Below are 25,938 nucleotides of genomic sequence, written 5' to 3' on the forward strand. Positions count from 1 at the left end.
GCGCAGTGAGATTGTTTGGAGAAGTATCGATAAAGAGTATTATGAATTTAAACCTGATAAAGAAGCTCTAACTATATTTGAAATGATTAAACATGTTTTACAATCAGAATACATGTATCATGAAATGTTTATTAGAGGTGGTAGTATTGAGGAAATTCCAACACCGTACGATGATATTGAAAATAGCATTGAAGAACTAATAATAGTTTCAAAAAAATATAAATATGAGTACAAAGAATTCATTAAAAAATTAAGTGAAGATGATCTTACTAATATTAAAATTGATAGATCGCAAGATGCAGGTTATATAAGAACTATAGGAGATATGATAGAAAGAGTAACTTTCCATGAAGCAGTTCATTTAGGACAATTATTAGATTATATGAGAACTGCAGGAATTGAAAGACCAAGGATTTGGGATTAATAATTGCAATTTTAACTTGAATTTTAGAATGACAGATTTTATAGGCGATACCTTATTGTAATATGTTATGAGTCATTGTTTGAAACTCCAATAGTTTGACTGTTTATATAATAATTTTGTCATATAGGTATGAAATAAGATAAATATTGATATATAATTATTTCATAGATTATATATTAGTATCTGTAAGGAGGGGAGTTTATGAATAATAACATTATCCTCAATCGCGTTTTTTCTAAAGTTACAATCGAAGAGTTAATAAAATCAAATAGAAGTAAAGTTTTGGATAGAGCATATGAGAAGTATTTTACAGAAGATGCTAATAGTATCAGTAATTTAAGTAAATTCGAAAAATTATATTATTTATTAAATAATACTTATCGTAATGAGTATTATTATAAAAATACAATCATTAATAAAATACTTATTGGAAAACATTCAATTAATACATCATTTGCAATGGCTGAACAGCCTATAAATAAATCTAAAGCTGATGTAGTTATTATTAATGGAAAAGCAGTTGTATATGAAATAAAAACAAAATTAGACTCTTTACAACGTTTAAATAGTCAGATATTAGATTATTATACTGTTTTTGATCACGTTGAAATATTGATTGATGAATCACATCTAGAAAAAGTTTTAGAAGTTTATAAAGATTCTCCTGTCGGCATTTCAGTACTTACAAAAAGAAATACTATTAGCCAGAAAAAAAAGCCTAAAAGAAATAGAGAGTATTTGAATCACCAATCTATATATAAAGTATTAAGAAAAAATGAAAGAAAAGAATTATTACAAAGATTTTATAAAAAAGTACCTGAATATGACCAATTCACAGAATATAAATTAAACTTACTACTATTTGAAAAAATAGAAATTGAAAGTTTGTATGAGCAATTTTTAAAAATCTTAAAGCAGAGAAATGTAATTAAAAATAACAGTTCAGATTTTTTAAAAATTCCCTATGAATTAAAATCTTTAATTTATTTTAGTAAATTGAAAGAGAATGAGTATTATCGTTTAAATAATGCTTTAGAGGAGGAAATTCATGTATTATCCATATCTTAGAGGAAGACAATATGAATTAATTGCTATTAGAGAGTTAATAGAAAAAAATCTGATAACTCAAAAAGTAATTCCAATTATTGAACCTATCAAAGAAACCGCTACACTAAAGTCCACTTTAAAAAAAGGTGTAGAGTTAAATTGTGAAATTTATACTGTTTTAAATCCACAAGTTGGAGAATATGCACTTTATGATACTAATCATCCTGTTACTGGTGAAGAACTAAATTTAAATTATGATGCAATATTAATGAATAATGCTAGTTCAGTAATTTCTAATGTCAGTACATTGTCTCAAAGTGAAAAGTTTATTGCATTATATTTTTCACGAGATGATATAAAAAATTTTTCATTATTAGAAGATACGGGGTTATCGCCACAAATTAATTTTATCAAAGATGGTAATCGTTATAGTAGATTACTCAGGCAGTCTGGTCAAAAAATAGGTTTGATAAGAGATGCTTTTGAAAAACAAAAGAGAAATGCAGATTATGCAGAAAAACCAGATGAATTTTTTTCAGACGATCATCTTTATTTTGAAGAAGAAGGTTATAGTGCTTTTTCAGATTTTTCAGTTGTAGGAGAAGGATATACAGATGGTGGATTTGCACCTGTAGCTGTTGCAATACATATAGTTTATTTCGATGATAAAAATACTTTAAGAATTAAACATTTTGTATCTGACACAAATGACGATATATCCGACCCGGCTGGAAAATTCTATGAGGCACTAAAGAAACTGATTCAATGGGCTGAAAATACTGAGGAAAAAAATAATTATTTTGCAATAAGGGAATTTAAACAACTATGGAAAGAAAAACGTTACCCTGGCCTTGGATACGTAAAAAAATTATCGATTATGCATCACCTTGAAATAATGAATAAATATTTAGTTAGTAGGTGAGCATTTTGAGATTGTGTGAGAAATGTTTTACTAATATAGATTTAAAAGCAATAATCAAAAGTTCAGGTGATATTGGAGATTGTGATTTTTCTAAAGAGCATAAAAATGTTAAGTCGCTTGAAATTAACAATAAGAGGACCATTGAGCCTATTAAAGATAAACTGAGGCAAATAATAGATATTTATACACCTGATGAAGATTTACCTTCAGATTTTCCGCATGAGAAAAAAGATTTATTACAAAATTCACTTGAAAAAAGATGGTCTATTTTTTCAATAGAAAGGGACTCTATTTATAGGTTGTTAAATCAATTGTTCTCAAAAGATGACAACTTTGATCAGAGACTTATAAAAAGCTTAGTAGGTGTAGAAAGTGAGTTAGAGCTGGATGATAATAAATTAAAAGTTTCGTAAAATGATTGGGAGGAGTTTGTGGATTCTATTAAATATCATAATAGATTTCATACAAAGAAAATAAATTTAGATTTGTTAGAAGTGCTTTTAAGTTATACCAAAAAAACAATTAAACCTGGAGAATTTTCTTTGTTTAGATGCAGAGTGGAAAATACAAGGCTATTAGAGGTGGAAGATATGTATGCACCACCTATGGGTAAAGCTTCTCCAGGAAGATTGAATGCAGAATGGATTAGTGCCTTGTATTTAGGTGATAATGAAATGGCATGTATACAGGAAGTAAGAGCTGGATTTCACGATAAAGTACACATAGGTGAATTCGAGCTAAAAGATGAGATAAAGGTTGTTGATTTACGCAAGTTTGAAGAAAATACAATAGATCCATATGGTGAAAACTTAGAAGAATATTATTTAAACAGAGATACTTTAATGAAAATATCCGCAGAAATAGCAAAACCTACAAACAATGATGATAAAGGCATACATTATTTACCATTACAATATATTAGTGATTTTATTAAGAGTTCTAAAGAAGGATATCAAGGTATATTGTATGAAAGTGTCATGAATGAGAATGCTAATAATCTTCTTATCTTTGATCCGAATCTAGTGATTTGTAAGAGAGTTAAAACCAAACAAATAAAATATATAGATTATAAAATATATTATACATACTTGGTTTTTTTGAGTATAGTACTTCTGAAAAATATCTTATATGCAATTATGTAACTAACCACCGGCCAGCAGTTTATTAAGTTACCCTTTAGTTACCCCTGAGTGATATTTGATGTAATTCTATGCAATCGAAAAAATCAGAAATCCTTTAATATCAGGTCTTACGACAGTCTATATAACTGTACGAAATCCTAAAGTTTTTTGAACGTAAGAAGCCAGGTGTTAATGTTGGTTGTTGTTCATCACAGTTCTTAAAATGTTAATTATTTTAGCCATTACGAACTTATTTGTTTATAAATTTTATATTGAAATAAGTTTGAGATATTTCGAATAGAAATAAATGAACCTTTAAATATATAGAATAATCAGACTATTGGAGTATATGTTTTACGTAGAATTATTTATATAATGTTCAATAAAAGAGGAGGCATAACTTTGAACATTATATCAATTCACTTAATAACAAATGAAAAATTACATAAACTAAGAAGATTTTATGAAAACATAGGATTCAAGTCAGATATTATGGATAATAAATTGACTATTCACCTCAATCATAGTGAAATAATATTTGAAAATCATGTTATGGAAGATGATCCATATTATCATTTTGCTATAGATATTCCTATTAATCTTTATGACATGTTAAAGAAAAAAATAAGCGACAAAGTATGTCTTTTGACTGAAGATTATAAAGATGAAATATATTTTGAGCATATCAATGCGAAATCATTTTATTTTAACGACCCATCTGGAAATATTGTAGAATTTATAGCCAGAAATAAGTCAGACTATAATGATTCTATAAATAACAATTACATAAGAATAAGTGAAATTAGTTTAGTTTCAAACAAGCTTAATGAAATATTTAAGCAATTAGAGAATCATAAATTTAGGGAACGAGATAATGAGTTAATAGAAGATGGTTTAAACTTTATATGTTCAGGTGAAGAAAAAGAATATATTTTATTAACTAAAGAAGGAAGAAGATGGTTATTTTCGGACAAATTATCTAAGTCATATCCTATACAAATAGTTACTGACGAATATAAGTTGAATTATTTAAATAATCAATTGGAAATTAAAAAGAGGGTGGTTTAGTTTGATAAAAGGTTTATTCGAAGCGCATCTACCTGTTAGCAATTTATTAAATTCTATTAAATTTTATGAAAGTTTAGGATTAACATTAGAAAATCATATACCAAATAAGGTTGCATTTATGTGGATAGAGAAAGATGTGAGTTGGTTATGACTGTGGGAATGTGAAAGTGTAAATTTAGATTATCATCCTTCTATTCGTCATATTGCCTTTAATGTTGAGTTAATAGATTTAAAGACAGCAAAACAATGGTTAAATAAAAAGGGGATTGAAACGAGGGGCGCATTTGGGTTTAGTGGAGAAGAACCTTTTGTATTGCCTCATATGAAAAATGCATATGCTAAGATTCATTTTTATGATTTAGACGGTAATAGTTTAGAGTTTCAATCACAGATTTCAAATCCAGAGCAATGCCTAGATGCTATGTACTTATCGGAGTGGGAAGAACGCTTTTAATAATTATTTTAAATGAAAATTCGTTTTAACAATAATAATAAGGACGATTAACATGTCTAAAATAATTGAAGATTATATTGAAACTGTTAGTCAAGGTATAAATCATATATTGCAAACTGCGCTTATAGGAATCTATATACATGGATCTTACGCTCAAGGAACTTTTAAGTGGGAAAGATCAGATATAGATATGATAGTTTTGATTAATAGTGAACTTTCTGTAAAACAAAAAAATGATTTATTAAATTTCTTTATTACTTTAAAAGATAAAGGGCCGAAGAAAGAGATAGAAATATCGTTTTTGAATATACACAAGCTATCTGAAGAGAATCATCCCTATTCGTATGAGTTTCATTACTCGCCATATTGGTACAACAATTATGAAAAAACAAATGGCAGGTAACAACTAATATTGAAAAGAAAGATCCAGATTTAGCAAGTCATATAATGAATTTAAGAACCAAAGGCATAGTTGTGTATGGCCCAGTAATTAAAGATGTATTTCCTGCAGTAACTGCACAAGAATTTATAGATAGTTTAATGTATGATGAAGCCGATGCGCCATTAAACAATGTTGATACTATTATGAATTTATGTAGAAGTTATTATTATCATGAAAAAGGTGTGTTGATTTCTAAGTTAGAAGGATTAAACTGGATGAAAGATAATACTTCTGATTTTAGTAAATTTTTAAATTTAGTATATGAATTGTACGATAACAATCAAATAAAAATACCAGATAAATATATTACAGAAGCTAAAAGATTTAAAAATTATATTAAAAATTTTAATCAGTAATAAATTGCTTACTTTAATGACAAATTAATAATTATTGAAAATCCAGCAACTTTTTATCATCTCGATAACGTTAAGCATATTTTAGTATTTTAGAGAAATCTAAAACCATAAAAAGGAGGTTATGCATATGATAAAATATCCAATACTAAAAGATAATTTTACAGTAGGCGTTACAGCTCCATCTTCTGGTATCGATTCAAACCTACACCATTTGATTGATTTGATAAGAGAAAAGTTCGAACCAGAAAATCCTCTTATTATTGGTGACACTACGTTTTTGCAGCATAAAGCAAAATCTGCTGATGCAAAAACAAGAGCTAATGAACTGAACGAGTTCTTACAAAATGAAGATGTCGATATTATTATTCCTCCATGGGGTGGAGAACTAGCGATTGAAGTACTTGATAAAATTGACTATGAAACATTACAAAATCAATGGATTTTAGGTTACTCGGATATCAGTACGATTCTTTTAGCGATAACTTTGAAAACAGGTATTGCAACGGCTCATGGTACCAACCTTGTTGATCTACGTGGAAAATATTCTGATGATACAACAGCAAAATGGCTAACTGTATTGAATACTAAAACAGGAGAAGAAGTTGTTCAATATTCTTCTAAGATGTTTCAAAGCCAATGGGGCCATGCAAATCCCTCTGATTATGTTTATAACTTTGACAAAAAGACTGAATGGAAAGCTGTAAATAGTCAATATATAAAAATCGAAGGTAGATTATTAGGTGGTTGTATTGATGTTATACGTCATTTAGTAGGGACGCCTTATGGGGATGTAACTCAATTTAGAGATGATTATTTAGAGGGTGAACCAGTTATTTGGTATCTTGAAAACTGTGAACTTTCGCCTGCTGATTTTCGACGAAGTCTAGTTCAATTGAAATATGCAGGTTGGTTCGATAATTGTGCTGGCATTCTATTTGGTAGAACGCCAGTAAATTTTGATTCAAATGGATATACGATAGAAGACGTTTACCAAGACCTTTTTAATGATTTAGAGATTCCAATAATTTATGACATCGATTGCGGTCATCAACCACCACAAATTACATTGATTAATGGTGCATATGGCATTGTTGAATTTGAAGATGGTAAAGGTATCATTACTCAAAAATTTATATAATCAATGGATAGGGGAAATTAAATGAATATGACAACAATATATTTCATTAGACACGCCGAATCTCCCTTCATATTCGGTGATGAACGAGAGCGATCTTTATCAGATAAGGGATTTGTTGATTCAAGAAAAGTTGCTGATACATTAGCCAATATTCAATTTGATCAGTTTTTTTCAAGTTCATATACTAGAGCAATTCAAACATTAGAACCTTTAGCAAATCAAAGAGAGATTATTATTTACGATGAATTAAGAGAGAAGAGATTAAAAGGACCTTATAAGTTAGAGAAAGCAGAAATTGACGAGGCAATAAAGCAATCATTTATCGATATTGATTTTAAATTAGCCGGTGGAGAAAGTACTAGAGATGCACAAAAAAGGTCGATTCCAATAATAATAGAAATTTTAAATAATGATTCATTACATATAGTTGCTATTGGTACACATGGTAACATATTAACTGCCATTCTGAACTATTTTGATTCTTCTGTTGGATTTGATTTTTGGAAAAACACATCGAAACCAGATATTTATAAAGTAGAATTCAATAATCAAAGTTTACATACTATTGAAAGAATAGGGTTTGAATCATGAGTGATTACTTTGGAGAAAAATTAAATGGCATTGACTACGTTCAAAGAACAGGTGTCTATGCTGTAATCTTTAATCAATCTAAAGACAAACTATTAGCAGTAAGAAATGGAAATGGACATTATTTCTTACCTGGTGGTGGTATAGAAGCTAACGAAAGCCATCAGGATTGTTTGGAAAGAGAATTAATTGAAGAAACCGGATATTCTGTGTCCATAGGCAATTATATCGGCAATGCAAAGAGATACTTTCTGAGTTCAACTAACGAACCCTTATTAAGTGACGGACATTTTTATACGTGCACCTTGTTAGAAAAAATCAATAATAAATCAGAAGAAGATTATGAAGTCGTATGGTTAGAAATTGATGAATTTGGCCATCTGTTATTTCACGATCATCATATTTGGGCTGTGAATAAGAGTATTAAAATGTAGTCTTTGTGGCTATTTATTTTAATACTTTTTATTTTTAATGATAATGTTCTGAAAATTCTATATACTTATATGTAATTCCAATTGATTGAGGTGATATCCATGAATTATAACATTAGAAAAGCAACATATGATGACATTTCAGAAATTCAAAATGTAGCAAAGGTTTCATGGCACGAGACGTATGAGGGCATTATTCCAGCAGACATTCAAAACAAATTTCTAAATGAATCTTATAGTGAAGAGATGCTTAAGAAAAGAATTGATAAGTCAATTTTATTAGTTGCTACATATGATAATAATATCGTGGGTTTCGTAAATCTTTCATACTTGTTAGAAGGAAACAAATCAATGCTTATGGCAATTTACATTTTGAAAGCATATCAAGGTAAAGGGATTGGTTCTAAGTTGTTGAGTGAAGCGATATCTAACATAGATACGAACACAAAAGAAGTTACTTTTGAAGTAGAAGTTGAAAAAGAAAACACCTCTGCAATTCAATTTTATCAATCTAAGAACTTCGTTATTAGTGAAGAACATGTAGATTATTTTTATGACCATCCATTACAAACAGTTAAGATGGTTATGACATCTTAAGGAGAGTAGGGTTATGACAAAATTTGAAATCAAACAACTCGATATTAAAGAATTTGATAAATGTGAAGCCATTTGGGGTAAGAAAGAGCATCCTGAAATGATTCAAACTTTCTATAATCAATTGCTGAATGGTAATAGAAAAACTTTTATTTATTTAAAGAATGATGAATTTATTGGTGAAGGTTCATTAGTTTTTAATCATAAAGATCCGGATTATACCATTCCAAATCAACGTGTGTATCTTTCAAGAATGATAGTTAAAGAGGACTACCGCAATCGTGGCATTGGTGGTTTGATTTTAGATTATTTAATTGATTATGCTAAAGATTTGGGATATGAAGAGATATCTCTAGGCGTTGATACTGATAACTTAAATGCTAGACACTTGTATGAAAAGAAAGGATTCACTGAAGTATTATTTGAAGGTGAAGATGAATACGGTGAGTATGTGAAGTTATTGAAGAGGTTAAATTAGTTATCTAAGAAAAGTATATTAGTAATCAATAATTTCTTTTTAATATGCATATGTTATGTTATAATGTACAGCATAACGTACATTATAGGAGGGGTAAATATGAACACTTATACACCGACTAGTGCTAGAAAAGATTTTTTCAATATCATTAAATCTGTTAATGAAGATAATAAAGAAATATATATTGCACCTACTAAACTTGGAGAAAAAGGCGCAGTTTTAGTTGGAGAAGATGATTGGAATGCTATTCAAGAAACACTATTCTTACTTGAAAAAGGTATTGCATATCAAATCGAACAACGAAAAGACGAAGAAGAAATTGATTTTGACAGTACTTGGGATAATTTATAATGTATAAAATAATTATGAAATCAAGTGTAAAAAAAGATTTGAAAAAAATTAAAAATACACACTTAGAAAGTAATTTTTTGAAAATAATTAATCAACTTAAGGATAATCCATATGAAAATAACCATTCATTTGAAAAATTAATTCCTCCTATAAAAGGCTTTTATTCCAGGAGGATTAATATACAATATCGTGTTGTTTATACTGTTAATGACGATAAAAAAATAGTAACGATTTATTCAGCCTATGGACATTATGAATAATTTTTTTTAATTTTTTTACCTAGTATCACTTTATCCATCGCTCTGATACCATTTTCCATAATGACTTCTTTATATTCATTGATAAAGAAGTCTTTTTCTATTTCTACTATTCTCTATATACCTTTTCTATTTGCATTTCTATTTTTTTATATTGTGCAATTTATATATTTGTTTTACTATAAAATAACTTACCGAAAAGGAGAGAACTATGAATAAATCCAGATTAGAAGCACTTACCGACGCAATTATCGCAATTGCTGCAACAATTATGGTATTGGAATTAAAAGTTCCGGAAAATAACTCATTGAAAAGCTTGATGGCAAACTGGCCGATTTTCTTAGCTTATACTATTAGTTTCTTTTTAATTTATATTGTGTGGTTCAATCATCATAATATTTTTAAAAAAGCTGAAATCATCTCTACAAAGACCTATCTTTATAATGGTGTATGGACATTTTTCTTAACACTTGTGCCATTTGCTACAGCATGGATAGGTGAAGATCCACACGCCACTTTACCTGAAATTGTATATTTAGTTATTGTATTACTATGGTCAGTATCATTTCAACTCATGGATCATCAAATTATGAAAGATAATAACGTTGAAAAAGATATTACTACCCATTTTCTTAATAGGAGTTTATTATATGGGGGTATCATTTTAGCAGCAATCATTTCTTTTGTTAATCCATTAATAAGTCATATTATCTTTGCTATTTCACTGATCATTATTATTATTAATATGTTTATCACAAAGCCCAAAAATAAATAATACATTAGTAAAATAGCTATATTTTAAATATCTTTACTAAGTATTATCTTATCCATCGCACGTATACCATTTTCTATAATGACTTCTTTATATTCGTTGATAAAGAATGGATTTGTGTCCGATTTCTTGACACAAATCCACTTATCTTTAAAATTTGTTGCCTGAACAATTTAAAAATAAATATACATCTTTTTATAAAGAAAATACTCAAAATGAAGTACTCGCTATATTTGGACATGAGCTCGCACATCATATTGATTTATTTCTTGCTGAGTTTGACGATGAAAATCCTACGTGTGAAGATATGTGGTTTGAAGAAGGGATGGCGACGTACCTTCCAAGAAAGTTCTTTTTTAATGATGTACTTTTTGATGAAGTATATCAATTGGAAAAAGATTTATTTGACTACTATGCTCAAAGCTATGATGACATAACATTAGAAAATTTTACGTATAATATTTATTCTAAAAATGAAACATATATTATGTCACACTATTGGCTTAGTTTTATTAAAGTAACTGATCTAGTTCGATTATACGAAAATGATATTAAGAAATTATTTGATACTTATCATCAATGGGATAGTAAAGGTAGGACTAAGCATCTTTATGAATACTTAATTACAAATCGTTAGGAGAATTGGTACAGTAATTTATAGTTTGCGTTTCGATTATAGTCGAAATGTATGCTGTTTTCTATGTTTGTTTCGATTACAATCGAAACCATGTAAGTGAGTGAGCTAAATATGTGTTATTTCGCTCAGTCAAAATGACTCAAATATTACTTATATCCTATTGGAGGTGCATCATGACTGAAATTTGGGAGCTACATGATCAAAACAGGCAAAAGACCGGTATCATGCATGAAAGAGGGGTTTCTGTTCCTGCTGGATTGTACCATTTAGTCGTTGAAATATGGGTACAAAAACCAAATGGTGAATTGCTTCTTACACAACGTCATCCTGATAAACCACTTGGTTTGAAATGGGAATGTAGTCGAGGATCTGCTGTTGCAGGAGAAGATGGTGTACTTGCTGCACATCGTGAGTTACTTGAAGAAACAGGTATATTTGCTCCTTTAGATGATATTCAATTCAAAGGTTATACCATGCATTCACATTATATTACTGAAACTTATCTATACGAATCACCAACGAATGACATTACATTTAATTTACAGGCTGAAGAAGTTGTTGATGCGAAGTGGGTAGCACCGAATGAAATTGAACAAAATTTAGATGAATTAATACCAGATTTATGGGATAGATATTGTAAGTATATTAAAGTGGGGTAGTTAACATGCGTAATTTGAAGTTCGAGTTTGATCTTTTCTTTATATCAGAAGCTTCCTTAAATGAACATCAGCATAATTTAATAAACACTTTAGTTGTTCCGAAAGAAGAGTTTAAGAAAAACAGTAGCTTATCAAATGTTGTTAATAATTCAACGTATCAAACTTGGAACTTAACTTATGATTTTGTAATTGTTGCAGAACCTGGATGGTATGAATGTTTAAATGATGATTTAAGAAATGAGATTAAATTAGAAATGATTAATAATGGTCATGAATTAATACATCACAATCATTTAGTCACTGCGCATTACTGGGAACAGCTAAATATTGATGAACAACAAGCATTTATACATCAGTTTGATGATGAATTCAGTACAACTGATATTCAATACTTTCATCAATATCCACATTTAACGAAATTGCATAATACTTTTCCAAATGAACATGGCGCAAATTGTTTATCTGCAACAATTTTTGCGATTACAAAGAATCCTTTTATATTAGAACATTGGATGCATCAAGAAGCGTTTTTGCTTTATCTAAAACGTCTCGGATACTTTGAAGTCGAATCTTCATTTATCAGTGGCGATGTTATTTGTTTCTATCAGGACGAAATATTGACACACGCATCTTATGCTATTGATGACGAATATGTCTTTAACAAGCAAGGACAGACATTCTGGGAACCATGGATGATAGATAAATTTGAAACAATACAAAATCACAGAAATGAAGTTAATTATAAAGTATATAAAAAATTAAGGTAGAATAGCCTGTTGAGTGCTACTCTACCTTTCATAATGATAGCGACATTGTAAAATACAAATCATATCATTTTCTATTTTATATACAAGTCGGTGTTCATGGGTAATTCTTCTACTATAGCATCCCGCAAAATTTCCGATTAATTTTTCAGGTTTTCCAATACCATCATTAACACCATCAACCATAATACTTTTAATTAATTTATTTATCTTTTTTAAAACTATTTTATCATTTGTTTGCCAGTAATTATAATCTTCGAAACCAGTTTCATAAAACAAAATTTTTTTCTTACTCATCTAAATCAATCTCAACTTCAATTATGTTTTTCTTATTTTTAGTGTCATTTACTGCTCTTTGTAATCTTTCTGCATTTGTAGGTGAATTTTGTAGATATAGTGTTTCAATCATACTATTATAATCACTTTCTGAAATTATCACAGCATTGTGAGTGTTTGTTGTGATTGTATATGGTTCGCAGTCTTCATTAACAATATCAATAATGTTTCTAAAATTTGATCTTGCATTAGAATAAGTCGTTACTTTCATATTTCTACCTCCTTGTACAACATCATTGTACTACTTTTAGTAGTTAATATCCACATAAATTACTTTTTACTCTATTATTTATTGTTATTTGTTAACAAGTCTTTTTTACTTTATTCCACCTGTTACTAATCTTATTGATTATTTTCTGTTTGGTAGATTGCTAAATTTTTTCACCATAGCTGGGCTTGTTCTTATTCTTATTAGTTCCTATCTAATTAGAAAATAATAATTATGATATAGTATTTGTAAATATATACTTAATAGGATGTGCATAACGTATGAATATCGACGATCTTAAACTCACACAACTTTATTTAAATCAACGTAAAGTGAATGAGATTGGTGAATGGTTAGATGATAATTCTATCCAAAATACAATAATCTCAGTAATTCACTATGACAATCAATTTTATATCGTTGATGGTCATACACGTTGTTTCGTTGCCTTCAATGCTGGTATTACTGAAATACCAATTGAATTATATGATATTGATCCAAATTCAGTAGAGTTGAAACTGTACATCGAGTGCATGAAATGGTGCGAAGAAAACGATATTCATCATATTAGCGATTTATCTTCACGTATTGTAGATGAAACATCTTTTAAACAACTTTGGATTAATAAATGTAAAGCTGAGATGGAATTACTAGAGGATATTGAAGATATTAATATGGCGGAATGAACATTATTTCGAACGGTCGAAACATAAAGAAACGATATCTCATCAAGAAATGATGACTTTATTTGATTTAGATTAAATATAATACACACATCAATTTGAATTAACATTCAGAATTGATGCGTGCTTGCGTTTAATTTATTTTTTAAAATATCTCTTTATAACGATAAGTCAGTTTACAAATTGCTATATAACTGAATGATGCGATTACAAATACTGTTGTTAAGTTAAAGTGTTCTCCAATTGATGACATTATAAATGTCGAAATACAAAATCCTAAGCTATATATCATCTGATTTAGTGAGTAAGTATCAATCAGAGTTTCATGTTTTAGTTGCTTTTGTAATTCAGTGTGTAGTGCAATCGATAATACTTGTTCAATCATGCCATAAAGCCATGATAGTACAACTGCAATTAACAACCATCTGTTAATTCCAAATAGAAATGTAATGATGGATAGCAATAAATACCCGCCAAAGTATAAGTTTAATATTTTAAATTGTTCTGTTATGCGAATAATTTTTGTTCCAACTAATAATCCAACAAAAAAGGCTGCGTTGATAATTCCAAACCAAAACGTTGCTGCATGAAGATAGTCTCTAACAAAGGCTATCATGATTGCTGCTATCCAAACTGCATGACCAAATGATGCGTAGAACGTATTCCAGTTTAAATAGGTACTGTAGGCAGACTTACGATTACTTAGAATAACTTCGGCGAAACTTTTCGATCCAACTATTTCTTCTTCTACTGTATTAATACTAAAGTTGATCTTCATTATGTTTATTACTGAAATAATGGATAAGATGATACATGTTATTATCAATCCATCACTTTGAAGAACCGCTAACAACATACTTCCTAATGCCCATGCAGAAATTTGTACCATATTATTCATACTACTGATTTTAGTGTTCGCCCTTAATATATTATCCTTTGATTCAAAGTAGGGTATTAATGTATTGCTTAAAGGATTTGTAAATCCATCTAAGAAAGCAATTAGAAATGCTAACCCTAAAAGAAAAGCAAAGTGTATTTCAAAATACATTGTAAAGACTAGAGACGTTAACAAGCAGCATTTCATCATTTGATTGAATACTAATATTTGCTGCTTTTGAAATTTCGAATATACTTTTGGCGCAATAAAACCACTTATAAAATAAGTTGACGTAATGATTATTGGCACTAATGCACTGAATTGAACTGAATGTGTCGATTCATATAAATAAGCTATAATCGCAATGATATAAATGTTATCACTTGTGTTAGCAAAGAGTTGGCTGAAGTATAAGTATTTAAAATTATTTGTAAATCCTTTCATGATTCCCTCCCAATTTAGAGGATCACAGACTTACAAATACAATTTATTATTCAATTTTTATTGGACTTGCAAGTCTATGTCCTTAATTATTGATTAGAAAGAAATCATTACATATAAGATCACCTTTTATTTTTTTATTTCTAACATCTTATCATTATCAGAAAATTTGTACAATAATAATTTATTGCATCCTATATGTTAAATCTTCTTTTGAATATTTTTTAATTAAAGTACCTGAAAATAGTGTATCTTTAACTTTATAATCTAATGCTCTTAACACTTCTATCGCAAATTCTCTAAATGCAAATCCGATAGCTGTTATTATTTGATGTTCTTTGTCGTAATGAACAGGTGTTCTAGTGAGTTGTTGCTTTGATAAGTATGGATATGATTCCAACGTTTCTTCATATAAACCCGCTGTAAATTTCACATCTTTTAATATTCCGCCTTTTGCTAATAGAATAGGTGATGAGGATATTGATGCAATAAGTGGTCTAGGTGTTACGTTGAGTTTTTTAATAAAGCTAATAATCTTTTCATCGTCTATTATTTTAGTGTAGTCAATTATGCCAGGTAGAATTATCAAACGGTAATCTAGTATATCAATTTCATCAAACACTTTATTTGGATTGACTGAAAAATGATCTTCACTTGTTACTGGTTCTAATGTTGATGAAACTGTATCAATTTTCCAAGCAACATCATCATATAAATTAATCGTCAAATAAGATGTTAAACAATTGATTTCATATAATGAAAAACCAGGATATAAAATAACAAGTGCTTTATTCATTTATGTCACCACCTCTTTTTAAATATCTAATAGCAGTATTCATTTCTTTAAATTTATTCTTTTAACTGCTGTTTTATATACTTCGTTATCTGCTCTTTTACCGATACATATAATTTCAATTATTTCTATTTGATTATCTATTTCTCTAAATACAATCCTAAGACCTAATTTTCTATGTTTTATTTTTTTACATCCTGTTAATTCTTTCCTCAGATATTCTCCTTCTAACATTCCGTTAATTTTTATTCTATCAATGGCTTTATCAACCGCTATTTTTTGATTTCCATCTAAGTTCTCATAATCTTTTTGTGAATACCGTGTCCATTGTATTTTCTTCATTATTCCCATCCATCATTATCGTCAATTTTCGGGACTTTTCTTGCCTTATCTCCACGAACTTCTTCATCTGTTAATGTTTGAACATTTTTATTTTCTAATCTCAATTTTATTATTTCATCTCGTAAATATTCTAATTCTTGTACCATACCTTCATATAAATCTGTTGCTAACATAACACCAGATACACTATTATGATTAAATACATAAACTCCATTTTGTTCTTTCTCAGATTGTTCAAATATTTTAGTAGGTGATTCTTTAACGAGTGAGATTTTCGTTGTAGGTACATTTAATATATTCATTTAATCAACTCTCCTTTATAACATTATACACTTTAGGTTTAATTTAGTCTAAATTTAGTCTTTTTATTCACATGATAATAAGTTGTAATTATTCACCAATCTGTTATAATAAATCTATAACAGATTGATTTTTATTTTTGTATTCATATCTGTTCTATATTTTATATAACAGATAGGCAATTTAGAGGTGTTTTTATGTACATAGAAATTGATGAAACGAGCAGTACACCTGTTTATTTACAACTGGCAAACCAAATCATTCATCACATCGCAGTAGGGAATGTCGTACCGTATGATCCGTTACCATCTGGCAGAGCATTTGCGAAGAGTCTTCAGATTAATATGCATACGGTGAACAAAGCCTATCATTATCTGGAGGAGAAACAATTGATTCTTGTGCAGCCGAAGTCTGGTGCAATCATTCATCCTGATGCATTAAAAGTTGCAACGGATGGTGAGAAAGAAGATTTACTTAATCGTTTGAAGCCGATTATTGATGAAGCGAAGTGTAAGCAATTAAGTGTTACCGATTTACTGAAATTAATCGAAGGTGAGGATTAGTTATGGAAGGGTTATTTTTAAGTGGATTATTACTTTTAACCGGCTTATTGTTCTTATTAAATGCACGTTTTGTAAGTCGAAATATTTTATTTAGCGTGTTTGTCCCTGAACAAGAAACAAATAACAGTATTATTCAAACGATTAAAACTCGTTTTATTAAACAAGTGATTGGACTTGCTGTTGTTATCGCTTTGCTAAATGGCATTACGTTTTATGTATTTCAATCATCTACTGGTGTGCTATTATTTGTTATTTGGATTCACCTTTTAATCATTGGAGGTGTTTATCTTTATAAGCAAGCCCATGATCATTTAAAGGCTGTGAAGACACAAGAGGATTGGATGAAAGATATTAAAGTTGTTAAAGCTACAGATACATCTTTGATGGTTGAAAGTTCAGCATTGCCTAATTTCTTATTGTTTATGCAACTGCTTGGTTTTATTGTTGCCTTTATCTTTGTTGCTTTGAATTATGATAAAATACCTGACACGATTGCAACGCACTGGAATTTTAATGGTGAGGCGGATGATTTCAGTCAGAAGAATTTCTTTAGTGTATATGGTGTTGGTATTATCGGTTTATTGATGCTCTTTACACTTTGGGCTGCCGAGAAAGGGACACAATTCTTTAATACGACTGTTAACCCAGTGGCAAAATCAGCTTCTGTAAAATATATTAAACAGACAAAACTGATTAATAGCATGATGATGAATTTACTTTCATTTACGATGACAGCTTTATTCATCTTAATATTGATACGTCCAGTGCTCTTTGATTCGGATTATTTACCGAACGGTGTATTTAATACACTTATTGTTATCATGATATTGATTGTTGGGGTTTGTATATATTTACAAGTCTCTGAAGATCGCAAATTTAGACACATCGTAGCGTCTTCATCTGATAATAAAGCACCTTACTATGACGAAGAAAATTATATTCTTGGTTTGTTTTACTTCAACAAAGATGATCAGAATGTTTGGGTACCAAAACTAAGTGATATTGGCATGACGCTTAATATGGCGCGACCTATGTCCTGGTTTATCGCGTTTATGCTTATTGGGTTACCTTTTGTCATCATTGCGTTTATTGCAATTTTCTCATAATGAGGAGGATTTACATGATTACCTATGAAATGCTATCTAAAGATGACGCACATCTTTTAAAAGATTTTTTCACTTTAGTATTAACACATACATTTAATAACAATGGCATTGACGATGATGAAGATTTGCAAGTTGAGATTGATAAGAAGATGACTTATGTAACGTCTTACTTTAAGTATAATAAAGATATCTTTATGGTTGCTAAAGATGGGGATGCACTAGTTGGTATTATTGGTTTCTATCAGCCTAATATAATTATTCAAAAACTTTTAGGAGAAAAAGTAGCTAATATTAAAGAAATGGGCTCTCTTTATGTTCATCCTGATTATCAAAATCAGGGGGTGGGGAGTACGTTAATTAAACGAATGACGCATTATATAAAACAACAAGGTATTTATCGATATTGTTTTGACTGTGGTTATCAAAAATCAATACAAACTTGGACACGCAAATTAGGAGAACCAACGTATTTCTTTAAAGACCATTGGGGAAATGGAGGCCATCATGCAGTGTGGATTGTTGATTTGAAGAGGGATGATTTATGATTGATTAACTAAAATAGCGTCTAATATGGAGTACGATTCCATATTAGACGATATTTTTCGTTTGATTTTCATTTTTATTTCGTCTAATATGGAGTTGTATTCCATGTTAGCCGGAGGTGATTTAATGTATATCCATAGAACAATTGAAGATACATTGCTAAAAGTACAACAAAATTTTAAAGTTGCTTTAATTACTGGACCAAGACAGGTCGGAAAATCAACGGTAATTAAGCACTTATTTGGTGATGATTATGAATATGTTACTTTAGATGATTTATTTGAATTGAAACTTGCTAAAGATGATCCAAAGCTCTTTTTTATGAACCATCCTGGGAAATTAATTATTGATGAAGTGCAATATGCACCTGAATTATTTATAGAAATTAAAAGGCTTGTTGATCAAAGTGATGATTATGGCCAATTTATTTTAACAGGTTCTCAAGGGTTTAGTTTAATGCGTAATATTTCTGAATCCTTAGCAGGTCGTGTTGGTATTATTGAAATGAATGGTCTGTCTACACGAGAAATTGTTGGTGATGATATGTTATCACCTTTTATTCCAGATAATGACTTCATTGCTGCAAAAAGAAAATCTGTTGAAGTAAGTGAGATGTGGCGTATCATTCAGCGTGGAAGTTTACCTGAATTATATAAGAACGAAAATCTAGATTGGGAAATGTATTATGCATCTTATGTCAAAACGTATATTGAACGTGATGTTCGTGATTTATTAAATATTAAAGACCTTAATTTATTCTCTCAATTTTTAATTGTTTTAGCTGCTCGTACTGCTCAGTTGTTGAATTATAATACTGTTGCAAATGAAGTTGGTGTGGATGTTAAAACAATTAAAAGTTGGATTAGTGTTTTAGAAGCATCTGGGATTGTTTACTTATTACAGCCTTTTTCTAATAATCGACTGACACGTGTTGTAAAGACACCAATGCTTTATTTTAAAGATACAGGACTTGTTTGTTATCTTTTAAAGTGGAAAACACCAGAAACCCTAATGAATGGTGCAATGAGTGGAGAGATTCTAGAAACTTTTGTGATTTCTGAAATCATTAAGTCTTTTAATAATGTTGGAAAAATAAATGTACCGATTATGTTCTATCGTGATAAAGATATGAAGGAAATCGATGTCATTATTGAAGAAGACGGGGTTTTATATCCTGTTGAAATCAAAAAATCATCGATGCCGACTTTGAAAATGGCTAAAAATATGACTGTTTTAGAGAAGGCTGAAGGATTTACGATGGGTAATCGAGTTATTTTAAGTTTTGTTCAACAAAAGAGTTATTTAGATTATGAGACGATTGCTTATCCTATCTATGCAATTTAATGCTGTTAAAAAGTAGCCTATAGTGCTGCTTTTTTTATTTGTGTAAAAACAAGAACATATGTTCTATTTTTATTGAAATAGAACATATGTTCTGATATGATGAATATATCATCAAAGATTATAAGAGGGTGCTTACTATGTATGATTACAGTCTATGCGAGAAAAGAAGCGTGCTTTGTATCGACCAGAAGAGTTTCTTTGCGAGTGTTTCTTGCATCATGAAAGGGCTTGATCCTATAAATACAAAGCTCGCTGTTGTCGCTGATACGAAACGTCAAGGTTCGGTTGTCCTTGCTGCAACACCACCACTAAAGGCATTGGGTATTAAGACAGGCTCACGTTTATTCGAAATTCCACATCGTTCTGATATTTACATTATTAATCCGTCTATGAAAGCCTATTTAAATGTTGCCAGTCAAATCGCCGAGATTTCATTACAATATGTTGCGCCTGAAGATTATCATCAATATAGCATTGATGAATTTTTTATGGATGTGACGAAGAGTTATCATTTATATGCCAAGACACCCTATGAACTTGCCGTTAGAATTAAGAATGAAATTTACGATAAGACAAAGATTCAATGTGCTGTGGGGATAGGGGATAATGTCTTACTCAGTAAGATTGCGCTGGATATGGAGGCGAAGAAGCAACCAGATGGGATAGCTGAATGGCATTATGAAGATGTTCCGGAGAAAATGTGGTCGATTGAGCCGCTGAGTAAGTTTTGGGGGATTAATCGTCGTACAGAAAAGAAGCTCAATCAGAAGGGGATATTTACGATTGGACAGCTTGCAAACTATCCCCATCACTATTTAAAGCGTGATTTTGGAATTATCGGGGTAGACTTGCATCTCCATGCGAATGGTATTGATTCGAGTTTAATTCGAGAGAAACATCATATTTATAAACCCTCTATTAATAAGAGTCAGATTTTAATGCGTGATTACCGATTCGATGAACTACGCGCTGTCGTGTTAGAACATGTTGAAGAAGTGACATTTAGATTACGTGCTGACAATATGATTGCACGTACGATTTCTTTTACGGTTGGTTATAGCGATGAGGGGAAAGTGAATAAGAGCTATACGTTATCTGAAGGGACGAATTTAACGGCGGATATCTTTCAGGTTGTGTGGGGATTTATGATGCAGTTGTGTGATAAGAAACGGATGTATCGTACTTTGAATATCTCTTTAACAAACTTTGTACGTGAGGAAGATCGTCAGTTGTCGCTCTTTGTCGATGAATTTGAACGAGAGAAACAGGAACGATTAGAGAAGACAGTTGATCAGTTGAAAATACGATTTGGAAAGAATAGTGTATTGCGTGCAGTGTCATATACAGAGCAGGGTACAGCTATGAAGCGTAATGGATTGATTGCTGGACATAAAGCATAATTGTAATTAACATAATTGTAATTATGCATAATTGTAATTAACATAATCGTAATTATGTTATAATAATTACGAGGTGATAGGATGTTTATCGGAAGAGAAAAAGAACTTCGTTGGCTTGAAGAACAATATAATAGCAGCAAATTTGAAATGAGTATTATATATGGCAGAAGACGTATAGGCAAAACAAGACTAATAAAAGAGTTTATTAAAGATAAAAAGGCAATCTATTTCTTAGCAACTGATAGTTCTGAAAAACTAAATTTACAATTATTTTCCGAATATTTATTTGAAGTGCTTAACCCTGGATTAAATGCAGCACAGTTTTCAGATTTTCATAGTGCATTTAAATATCTAGGAGAACAAGCAAAAGAAGAGAGAATTATTTTAGTAATAGATGAATATCCTTATTTAGCAGAATCCGTAAATGGTATCTCTAGTATTTTACAACGTGTTATTGATGAATACTTCGTAGATACACAACTATTCATCATTTTATGCGGATCATCTATGAGTTTCATGGAAAAACAAGTATTAGGACAAAAAAGTCCGTTATATGGTCGTAGAACCAGTCAAATGAAGCTACATTCATTTACATTTAGAGAAGTTTTATCGTATTTTCCGGATTTATCGAATGAAGAAGTTGCAATATATTATGGTGTTACCGGTGGAGTAGCAGAATACTTAACTTTTATTGATGTAAATCAATCTTTAGATGATAACTTAATAAAGCTGTTCTTCGAATCAAGAGGAAGACTTTATGAAGAACCACAAAACTTGCTCAATCAAGAATTAAGAGATCCAAAAATTTATAATGAAATATTATTAGCCATAGCAAAAGGTGCAAGTAAGAACAATGAAATTGCAACTGCGATTGGAAAACGTTCTTCAGATATTACACCATACTTAGTTAATTTACAAGAATTGATGATTGTAGAAAAGATAGAATCTGTAACAGAATATGGATCTAAAAAACCGATTTATAGAGTGAAAGATTTCATGTATAGATTTTGGTTTAAATTTGTGAAATTTGGACAGGCAATGATTGAATTAGAAGAAGGTAAATCATATTATAATGAAAAAGTTAAACCTTATATAAATGAATATATGGGATTAGTATTTGAGCAAATTGTATTTGAATATATGAATGAAAGAAATAGTAAATTAAAATTCGATGATAAAATAATTAAACAAGGTATATTCTTTGGTACTGATAAACAAAAGAGAAAAGAAGTAGAAATAGACTATCTTGGCATAAGTTCAAATAAATATTATTTAGGTGAAGCTAAATGGAGAAATGAAAAAATAAAACCAAAAATACTATTATCATTAATAGATAAAGGATCAATTATTCCGGGTCCTCATCAATATTTATTATTTAGTAAATCTGGGTTTGTTGAAAGTGAAATTTTCGAACAATATGATGCTGAATGTATAAGTTTTAATGAAATATGCGAAGCATTAAGGTATTGATAATAAATAGTCAAAATTAATATCAATAATATAAACCACTGACAAATCACGTCAGTGGTTTTCATTTTTACTTCCTAATCACTACCTCATCAAAGTTATAAAACCCAGTACTAGTAACCTGTGCATTAACAATCTGCTTAGGCACTTGTACCTCCCTTACGATATTAAAGATAGGGTAGAGGAGATGCGCATCAAATAGGTGTTTATTTATTGTATGATTCATGTCATCCCAATGTGTCGTGTCTGAAGAGAGATATTGGTGATAATACGCATTTAACGCATCAAATTGATTTGAAAGATGAAAATGCATCATTGTATTTTGATAAAGCAGTGTAAAGTATTCGAATGAATCCGCTTCAGTAAAGTACATACCATGGATATAAAGGTCACCATCCATTGTGATTTCGCTATTAAATGACGTCATAATATCGACGGGTTTTAACACCGCTTCAATAGCAAATTGATGAAAATATCGCTTGATTTGCAGCATCTTTTTTTCGATATAGCTTGGATAGATAATAGTAATCGAGAAAGATTGTTCAAATTTTTCAGGACGCATGCACTGAAGGACTTGTCCTTCAAGAATATGTCCTGGCGATAGTTTAGTATGTTGATCAGCGATATCATAAACAGATTGCTGTAATAAGTAATGGATGGTTGCTCTTTGTGTTTCTGACAATCTACTCTGATGCAGAGATAGAGCGTAATAAAAACCGTCAGTAACCTGGACATCCTCCACATCATTTAATGTTTGAAGATCTTCAATTGAATAGTCCGAATGCTTAAGTTTAGGTATATAAATCAAATCCACTTCATCTAAATAAGCACGATAACCGTAATATTGTTCAAATGCTTTAAGTACAGTTTGAAAATCATTGTTCTCAGCAATATAGAAAGGTCCTGTTCCAATGATTCGATTGTTACCTTGTTTATAAATTGCTAAATTCAGTTTGCATAATACATCTTTAAAGTGTGGGTAGTGTTGATAATGTACTTTTAATATATAAGGTTGTATGATTTCAATATCCGTGATCGGACTGAGTAATACTTTCAATTCCTGATGTACTTTTGCTGATAACAAACAGCGTTTTACATCTTCACTCGTGACTTGTGTACCATCATGGAAAGACACATTTTTTCGTAAATAGATCACTGCATAATCTGTTTGGAAATCAATATGTTGCGCAATTTTGAATTGATATGAATGCGTGCTACGGTTATAGGTCATTAGAGTGTCATATACATTGCTTAATATATTAGAGCTATTAATATCCACCACTTCTAACGGATGCTCAAAGAGCGGAGCATAGCGTTTCCTAACGATTAATTTATCCTGTTTCTCCGGTGATATCCCAAGAAGTTGGTTCGCTTTCGTAATTAATATTTGCTTATGCTCAAGTGACCAATCCCATGTTAAATATTGAATCGCATCAGAGAGCTGATATGGCGTTATAAGTTGAATCACTTTATCAAAATACAATTGATCGATATTCATATGCCATTCTACTGTCGTTTTATTCCCTCTACCACGTGCACTAACGTATGACAATATACCATCCTCTTGCCATCTCCTTAAACTTCTAGATAAATGCTTTTGACTTATATTGAGTTGTTCACTCACTTCTAATTGATGGAATGCTGTTAAATTAAGATTATAAAATGAAAGTAATAATCGCTCCATAAAACCTCCTAAAAGTAGACTAATAATAAAAAGTGTCTATTTTTAATCATTTAAGTCTACTTTATCATATATAAAAAGATATAGGAGGACAAAATAATGAAAGTAAGGGAATTACCGATTAATATTCAACTCAGATTGTGGGGATCATTCGTCAATCGGTGTACATATAGTGCGACATTACCGTTTATTGCACTCTATTTAACGGATGCTACGAATGCACAAATTGCAGGGACATTTTTAGCAAGTATCGTGTTCGTTCAGTTTATGAGTAACATATGGGGAGGCTATTTAGTAGACCAGATTCCTCGTAAGAAGATGTTGATCTTTGGTTCATTTACAGAAGCAATGTCTTTATTCATGATGTGGATTACAGTGGTTTATGACTGGATATATATTTTTATGCTGTCATTCATACTTTTTACTATCTTCAGTGCATTTCGCAGGCCATCAATGAGTGCACTTGTACAAGATTCAGCCACTGAAGAAAATAAAAAATTACTCTATCGAATGGATTACTGGCTCATTAATTTATCCCTAGCGGTAGGGGCATTACTTGGTGGATTATTTTATAATGAACATAAAAGCTGGCTATTCTTTTCAACTGCATTTGTTGCTTTAATTTTAAGTTTTCTATATATGAAGTACATTGAAGAGACAAACAGTTTTATCAGAAAAAAGGAACATAAAAATGTGTTGGTTGATTTAGCCATTGCCTATCAAACAGTGATTAAAGATACACGTTTCGTATTAATGGTCATAGGGCTTATGTTAATCGCAACGGTTGAATTAATGAACAGCACATATGTCGCAGTACGTTTACATCAACATTTCGAAACGATTGAACGATTTGACTTTAAAATCACAGGTGTAAGAATGTTCACTGTAATTAATTTAGTCAATACGATTACAGTCGTTTCATTTTCTTTATTGATAGGAAAGTGGATAGAAAGATTTAAGGTGAATAAAATACTCGCAATCGGATTGATGATGTATGCATTAGGATACACTGTTCTAACTTCTGCTAACGTGTGGTGGCTGATCATCGTTGCTGTGCTTATCGCAACATTCGGTGAAATGATTTATGCGCCGATTAGGAGTGCTGAGATGCTGACGTTAATACCGAAAGACAAAAGGGGTACTTACAACACTTTTAATTCATTAACATTTAGTGGCGCACAATTATTATCCAATGGCGCTCTCGTCATCGGAGCCTATTTAAATCCATATGCAATGAGTGGTGTCGTCTTTATCATCATTATGATAGGGTCACTGCTCATGATGAATAGCTTATTTAGGATGAAAAAGATTAAAAATACGTAAATACGAAAACTTTCAGTCAACTGAAAGT

35 protein-coding genes are annotated in these 25,938 nt (G+C 30.3%); 28 read left to right on the forward strand and 7 right to left on the reverse strand.

From position 1 onward, the window contains the following. From OCL94_RS12000 to OCL94_RS12095, 20 genes are all read left to right on the forward strand, one after another. Window positions 1-424, forward strand: a 424-nt coding sequence (locus OCL94_RS12000) for a DinB family protein (RefSeq protein ID WP_262997160.1), incomplete at its 5' end; no start/stop codon positions are given. A 201-nt stretch (window positions 425-625) separates the two neighbouring features. Further along, window positions 626-1,492, forward strand: coding sequence for a sce7726 family protein (locus OCL94_RS12005; protein ID WP_262997161.1), 867 nt, complete (start codon window positions 626-628; stop codon window positions 1,490-1,492). Then, complete coding sequence (locus OCL94_RS12010; RefSeq protein ID WP_262997162.1) at window positions 1,473-2,393, forward strand: sce7725 family protein; 921 nt, start codon at window positions 1,473-1,475, stop codon at window positions 2,391-2,393. The genes OCL94_RS12005 and OCL94_RS12010 overlap by 20 nt, the downstream gene beginning before the upstream one ends. A gap of 5 nt (window positions 2,394-2,398) precedes the next feature. Next, complete coding sequence (locus OCL94_RS12015; protein ID WP_262997163.1) at window positions 2,399-2,806, forward strand: hypothetical protein; 408 nt, start codon at window positions 2,399-2,401, stop codon at window positions 2,804-2,806. 18 nt (window positions 2,807-2,824) lie between these two features. Continuing rightward, entirely contained in the window at window positions 2,825-3,535 is a 711-nt protein-coding gene (locus OCL94_RS12020; RefSeq protein WP_262997164.1) for an RES family NAD+ phosphorylase, read from the forward strand. Between the two features lie 381 nt (window positions 3,536-3,916). Then, complete coding sequence (locus OCL94_RS12025) at window positions 3,917-4,582, forward strand: hypothetical protein (protein ID WP_262997165.1); 666 nt, start codon at window positions 3,917-3,919, stop codon at window positions 4,580-4,582. A 313-nt stretch (window positions 4,583-4,895) separates the two neighbouring features. Then, window positions 4,896-5,036: a hypothetical protein gene (locus OCL94_RS13250; RefSeq protein WP_317618567.1), complete on the forward strand. Its 141-nt coding sequence runs from the start codon at window positions 4,896-4,898 to the stop codon at window positions 5,034-5,036. Window positions 5,037-5,088: 52 nt separating this feature from the next. Further along, window positions 5,089-5,439 carry a nucleotidyltransferase domain-containing protein gene (locus tag OCL94_RS12035; RefSeq protein WP_262997166.1) on the forward strand — a complete coding sequence of 117 codons (351 nt, stop codon included), beginning with the start codon at window positions 5,089-5,091 and terminating at the stop codon, window positions 5,437-5,439. 71 nt (window positions 5,440-5,510) lie between these two features. Next, entirely contained in the window at window positions 5,511-5,834 is a 324-nt protein-coding gene (locus OCL94_RS12040) for a DUF4111 domain-containing protein (protein WP_262997167.1), read from the forward strand. 127 nt (window positions 5,835-5,961) lie between these two features. Continuing rightward, a complete protein-coding gene (locus OCL94_RS12045; RefSeq protein ID WP_262997168.1) occupies window positions 5,962-6,972 on the forward strand; it encodes a S66 family peptidase in 1,011 nt (336 codons plus the stop codon). 21 nt (window positions 6,973-6,993) lie between these two features. Next, complete coding sequence (locus tag OCL94_RS12050; protein ID WP_262997169.1) at window positions 6,994-7,563, forward strand: histidine phosphatase family protein; 570 nt, start codon at window positions 6,994-6,996, stop codon at window positions 7,561-7,563. After that, the gene (locus OCL94_RS12055) at window positions 7,560-7,994 is read left to right on the forward strand and encodes an NUDIX hydrolase (protein ID WP_262997170.1); all 435 of its coding nucleotides are present in this window, start codon (window positions 7,560-7,562) and stop codon (window positions 7,992-7,994) included. The genes OCL94_RS12050 and OCL94_RS12055 overlap by 4 nt, the downstream gene beginning before the upstream one ends. Window positions 7,995-8,093: 99 nt before the next feature. After that, a complete protein-coding gene (locus tag OCL94_RS12060; protein WP_262997171.1) occupies window positions 8,094-8,588 on the forward strand; it encodes a GNAT family N-acetyltransferase in 495 nt (164 codons plus the stop codon). A gap of 13 nt (window positions 8,589-8,601) precedes the next feature. Then, entirely contained in the window at window positions 8,602-9,063 is a 462-nt protein-coding gene (locus OCL94_RS12065; RefSeq protein WP_262997172.1) for a GNAT family N-acetyltransferase, read from the forward strand. Window positions 9,064-9,162: 99 nt separating this feature from the next. Beyond that, window positions 9,163-9,414: a type II toxin-antitoxin system Phd/YefM family antitoxin gene (locus OCL94_RS12070; protein ID WP_262997173.1), complete on the forward strand. Its 252-nt coding sequence runs from the start codon at window positions 9,163-9,165 to the stop codon at window positions 9,412-9,414. Next, complete coding sequence (locus tag OCL94_RS12075) at window positions 9,414-9,674, forward strand: Txe/YoeB family addiction module toxin (protein WP_262997174.1); 261 nt, start codon at window positions 9,414-9,416, stop codon at window positions 9,672-9,674. The genes OCL94_RS12070 and OCL94_RS12075 overlap by 1 nt, the downstream gene beginning before the upstream one ends. A gap of 208 nt (window positions 9,675-9,882) precedes the next feature. Beyond that, window positions 9,883-10,446, forward strand: coding sequence for a TMEM175 family protein (locus OCL94_RS12080; protein WP_262997175.1), 564 nt, complete (start codon window positions 9,883-9,885; stop codon window positions 10,444-10,446). 157 nt (window positions 10,447-10,603) lie between these two features. Continuing rightward, entirely contained in the window at window positions 10,604-11,080 is a 477-nt protein-coding gene (locus OCL94_RS12085) for a hypothetical protein (protein ID WP_262997176.1), read from the forward strand. Between the two features lie 173 nt (window positions 11,081-11,253). Beyond that, complete coding sequence (locus OCL94_RS12090) at window positions 11,254-11,739, forward strand: NUDIX hydrolase (RefSeq protein WP_262997177.1); 486 nt, start codon at window positions 11,254-11,256, stop codon at window positions 11,737-11,739. A 5-nt stretch (window positions 11,740-11,744) separates the two neighbouring features. Next, the gene (locus tag OCL94_RS12095; RefSeq protein ID WP_262997178.1) at window positions 11,745-12,506 is read left to right on the forward strand and encodes a hypothetical protein; all 762 of its coding nucleotides are present in this window, start codon (window positions 11,745-11,747) and stop codon (window positions 12,504-12,506) included. A 21-nt stretch (window positions 12,507-12,527) separates the two neighbouring features. Here the strand turns inward: OCL94_RS12095 and OCL94_RS12100 are convergent, their stop codons facing one another. Both OCL94_RS12100 and OCL94_RS12105 read right to left on the reverse strand, forming a co-directional pair. Further along, complete coding sequence (locus OCL94_RS12100) at window positions 12,528-12,800, reverse strand: Txe/YoeB family addiction module toxin (RefSeq protein WP_262997179.1); 273 nt, start codon at window positions 12,798-12,800, stop codon at window positions 12,528-12,530. Beyond that, window positions 12,793-13,050 (reverse strand): type II toxin-antitoxin system Phd/YefM family antitoxin, encoded by a 258-nt coding sequence (locus OCL94_RS12105; protein WP_262997180.1) that lies wholly within the window; start codon window positions 13,048-13,050, stop codon window positions 12,793-12,795. The genes OCL94_RS12100 and OCL94_RS12105 overlap by 8 nt, the downstream gene beginning before the upstream one ends. 278 nt (window positions 13,051-13,328) lie before the next feature. Here OCL94_RS12105 and OCL94_RS12110 point away from each other — a divergent pair, with 278 nt between their 5' ends. Next, window positions 13,329-13,733 carry a hypothetical protein gene (locus OCL94_RS12110; protein WP_262997181.1) on the forward strand — a complete coding sequence of 135 codons (405 nt, stop codon included), beginning with the start codon at window positions 13,329-13,331 and terminating at the stop codon, window positions 13,731-13,733. 142 nt (window positions 13,734-13,875) lie between these two features. Here the strand turns inward: OCL94_RS12110 and OCL94_RS12115 are convergent, their stop codons facing one another. The 4 genes from OCL94_RS12115 to OCL94_RS12130 form a co-directional block, all read right to left on the reverse strand. Further along, window positions 13,876-15,051 carry an MFS transporter gene (locus OCL94_RS12115; RefSeq protein ID WP_262997182.1) on the reverse strand — a complete coding sequence of 392 codons (1,176 nt, stop codon included), beginning with the start codon at window positions 15,049-15,051 and terminating at the stop codon, window positions 13,876-13,878. A 181-nt stretch (window positions 15,052-15,232) separates the two neighbouring features. Beyond that, window positions 15,233-15,844 carry a DJ-1/PfpI family protein gene (locus OCL94_RS12120; RefSeq protein ID WP_262997183.1) on the reverse strand — a complete coding sequence of 204 codons (612 nt, stop codon included), beginning with the start codon at window positions 15,842-15,844 and terminating at the stop codon, window positions 15,233-15,235. 39 nt (window positions 15,845-15,883) lie between these two features. Beyond that, the gene (locus tag OCL94_RS12125; protein ID WP_262997184.1) at window positions 15,884-16,183 is read right to left on the reverse strand and encodes an addiction module toxin RelE; all 300 of its coding nucleotides are present in this window, start codon (window positions 16,181-16,183) and stop codon (window positions 15,884-15,886) included. After that, entirely contained in the window at window positions 16,183-16,485 is a 303-nt protein-coding gene (locus tag OCL94_RS12130) for a type II toxin-antitoxin system Phd/YefM family antitoxin (RefSeq protein ID WP_262997185.1), read from the reverse strand. The genes OCL94_RS12125 and OCL94_RS12130 overlap by 1 nt, the downstream gene beginning before the upstream one ends. Window positions 16,486-16,680: 195 nt before the next feature. Between OCL94_RS12130 and OCL94_RS12135 the strand changes: the two genes are divergently transcribed. The 6 genes from OCL94_RS12135 to OCL94_RS12160 all read left to right on the forward strand — a co-directional run bounded on the left by OCL94_RS12135 (window position 16,681) and on the right by OCL94_RS12160 (window position 22,909). Beyond that, the gene (locus OCL94_RS12135; RefSeq protein WP_262997186.1) at window positions 16,681-17,046 is read left to right on the forward strand and encodes a GntR family transcriptional regulator; all 366 of its coding nucleotides are present in this window, start codon (window positions 16,681-16,683) and stop codon (window positions 17,044-17,046) included. A gap of 2 nt (window positions 17,047-17,048) precedes the next feature. Then, on the forward strand, window positions 17,049-18,152 hold the full coding sequence (locus OCL94_RS12140; RefSeq protein ID WP_262997187.1) for a DUF1648 domain-containing protein: 1,104 nt from the start codon (window positions 17,049-17,051) through the stop codon (window positions 18,150-18,152). Window positions 18,153-18,166: 14 nt separating this feature from the next. Next, a complete protein-coding gene (locus tag OCL94_RS12145; RefSeq protein ID WP_262997188.1) occupies window positions 18,167-18,697 on the forward strand; it encodes a GNAT family N-acetyltransferase in 531 nt (176 codons plus the stop codon). 124 nt (window positions 18,698-18,821) lie between these two features. Further along, window positions 18,822-20,039, forward strand: a complete 1,218-nt coding sequence (locus tag OCL94_RS12150; protein ID WP_262997189.1) for an ATP-binding protein — start codon at window positions 18,822-18,824, stop codon at window positions 20,037-20,039. 137 nt (window positions 20,040-20,176) lie between these two features. Then, window positions 20,177-21,439, forward strand: a complete 1,263-nt coding sequence (locus OCL94_RS12155) for a Y-family DNA polymerase (protein ID WP_262997190.1) — start codon at window positions 20,177-20,179, stop codon at window positions 21,437-21,439. Between the two features lie 81 nt (window positions 21,440-21,520). Continuing rightward, window positions 21,521-22,909 (forward strand): ATP-binding protein, encoded by a 1,389-nt coding sequence (locus OCL94_RS12160; protein WP_262997191.1) that lies wholly within the window; start codon window positions 21,521-21,523, stop codon window positions 22,907-22,909. A 67-nt stretch (window positions 22,910-22,976) separates the two neighbouring features. Here OCL94_RS12160 and OCL94_RS12165 read toward each other — a convergent pair whose 3' ends face one another. Then, the gene (locus OCL94_RS12165; RefSeq protein WP_262997192.1) at window positions 22,977-24,590 is read right to left on the reverse strand and encodes an ABC transporter substrate-binding protein; all 1,614 of its coding nucleotides are present in this window, start codon (window positions 24,588-24,590) and stop codon (window positions 22,977-22,979) included. A gap of 96 nt (window positions 24,591-24,686) precedes the next feature. Here OCL94_RS12165 and OCL94_RS12170 point away from each other — a divergent pair, with 96 nt between their 5' ends. After that, a complete protein-coding gene (locus OCL94_RS12170; RefSeq protein ID WP_262997193.1) occupies window positions 24,687-25,910 on the forward strand; it encodes an MDR family MFS transporter in 1,224 nt (407 codons plus the stop codon). Window positions 25,911-25,938: the final 28 nt, after the last annotated feature.

This window comes from Macrococcus capreoli (genome assembly GCF_025628935.1).
Classification (GTDB): Bacteria; Bacillota; Bacilli; order Staphylococcales; family Staphylococcaceae; genus Macrococcoides; species Macrococcoides capreoli.

Bases quoted from the DNA above. Each gene is read 5' to 3' on its own strand.
- OCL94_RS12005 (WP_262997161.1), top strand. From the start codon at position 626: ATGAATAATAACATTATCCTCAATCGCGTTTTTTCTAAAGTTACAATC.
- OCL94_RS12010 (WP_262997162.1), top strand. From the start codon at position 1,473: ATGTATTATCCATATCTTAGAGGAAGACAATATGAATTAATTGCTATT.
- OCL94_RS12035 (WP_262997166.1), top strand. From the start codon at position 5,089: ATGTCTAAAATAATTGAAGATTATATTGAAACTGTTAGTCAAGGTATA.
- OCL94_RS12045 (WP_262997168.1), top strand. From the start codon at position 5,962: ATGATAAAATATCCAATACTAAAAGATAATTTTACAGTAGGCGTTACA.
- OCL94_RS12050 (WP_262997169.1), top strand. From the start codon at position 6,994: ATGAATATGACAACAATATATTTCATTAGACACGCCGAATCTCCCTTC.
- OCL94_RS12055 (WP_262997170.1), top strand. From the start codon at position 7,560: ATGAGTGATTACTTTGGAGAAAAATTAAATGGCATTGACTACGTTCAA.
- OCL94_RS12060 (WP_262997171.1), top strand. From the start codon at position 8,094: ATGAATTATAACATTAGAAAAGCAACATATGATGACATTTCAGAAATT.
- OCL94_RS12065 (WP_262997172.1), top strand. From the start codon at position 8,602: ATGACAAAATTTGAAATCAAACAACTCGATATTAAAGAATTTGATAAA.
- OCL94_RS12070 (WP_262997173.1), top strand. From the start codon at position 9,163: ATGAACACTTATACACCGACTAGTGCTAGAAAAGATTTTTTCAATATC.
- OCL94_RS12075 (WP_262997174.1), top strand. From the start codon at position 9,414: ATGTATAAAATAATTATGAAATCAAGTGTAAAAAAAGATTTGAAAAAA.
- OCL94_RS12080 (WP_262997175.1), top strand. From the start codon at position 9,883: ATGAATAAATCCAGATTAGAAGCACTTACCGACGCAATTATCGCAATT.
- OCL94_RS12090 (WP_262997177.1), top strand. From the start codon at position 11,254: ATGACTGAAATTTGGGAGCTACATGATCAAAACAGGCAAAAGACCGGT.
- OCL94_RS12095 (WP_262997178.1), top strand. From the start codon at position 11,745: ATGCGTAATTTGAAGTTCGAGTTTGATCTTTTCTTTATATCAGAAGCT.
- OCL94_RS12100 (WP_262997179.1), bottom strand. From the start codon at position 12,800: ATGAGTAAGAAAAAAATTTTGTTTTATGAAACTGGTTTCGAAGATTAT.
- OCL94_RS12105 (WP_262997180.1), bottom strand. From the start codon at position 13,050: ATGAAAGTAACGACTTATTCTAATGCAAGATCAAATTTTAGAAACATT.
- OCL94_RS12110 (WP_262997181.1), top strand. From the start codon at position 13,329: ATGAATATCGACGATCTTAAACTCACACAACTTTATTTAAATCAACGT.
- OCL94_RS12115 (WP_262997182.1), bottom strand. From the start codon at position 15,051: ATGAAAGGATTTACAAATAATTTTAAATACTTATACTTCAGCCAACTC.
- OCL94_RS12120 (WP_262997183.1), bottom strand. From the start codon at position 15,844: ATGAATAAAGCACTTGTTATTTTATATCCTGGTTTTTCATTATATGAA.
- OCL94_RS12125 (WP_262997184.1), bottom strand. From the start codon at position 16,183: ATGAAGAAAATACAATGGACACGGTATTCACAAAAAGATTATGAGAAC.
- OCL94_RS12130 (WP_262997185.1), bottom strand. From the start codon at position 16,485: ATGAATATATTAAATGTACCTACAACGAAAATCTCACTCGTTAAAGAA.
- OCL94_RS12135 (WP_262997186.1), top strand. From the start codon at position 16,681: ATGTACATAGAAATTGATGAAACGAGCAGTACACCTGTTTATTTACAA.
- OCL94_RS12140 (WP_262997187.1), top strand. From the start codon at position 17,049: ATGGAAGGGTTATTTTTAAGTGGATTATTACTTTTAACCGGCTTATTG.
- OCL94_RS12145 (WP_262997188.1), top strand. From the start codon at position 18,167: ATGATTACCTATGAAATGCTATCTAAAGATGACGCACATCTTTTAAAA.
- OCL94_RS12150 (WP_262997189.1), top strand. From the start codon at position 18,822: ATGTATATCCATAGAACAATTGAAGATACATTGCTAAAAGTACAACAA.
- OCL94_RS12155 (WP_262997190.1), top strand. From the start codon at position 20,177: ATGTATGATTACAGTCTATGCGAGAAAAGAAGCGTGCTTTGTATCGAC.
- OCL94_RS12160 (WP_262997191.1), top strand. From the start codon at position 21,521: ATGTTTATCGGAAGAGAAAAAGAACTTCGTTGGCTTGAAGAACAATAT.
- OCL94_RS12165 (WP_262997192.1), bottom strand. From the start codon at position 24,590: ATGGAGCGATTATTACTTTCATTTTATAATCTTAATTTAACAGCATTC.
- OCL94_RS12170 (WP_262997193.1), top strand. From the start codon at position 24,687: ATGAAAGTAAGGGAATTACCGATTAATATTCAACTCAGATTGTGGGGA.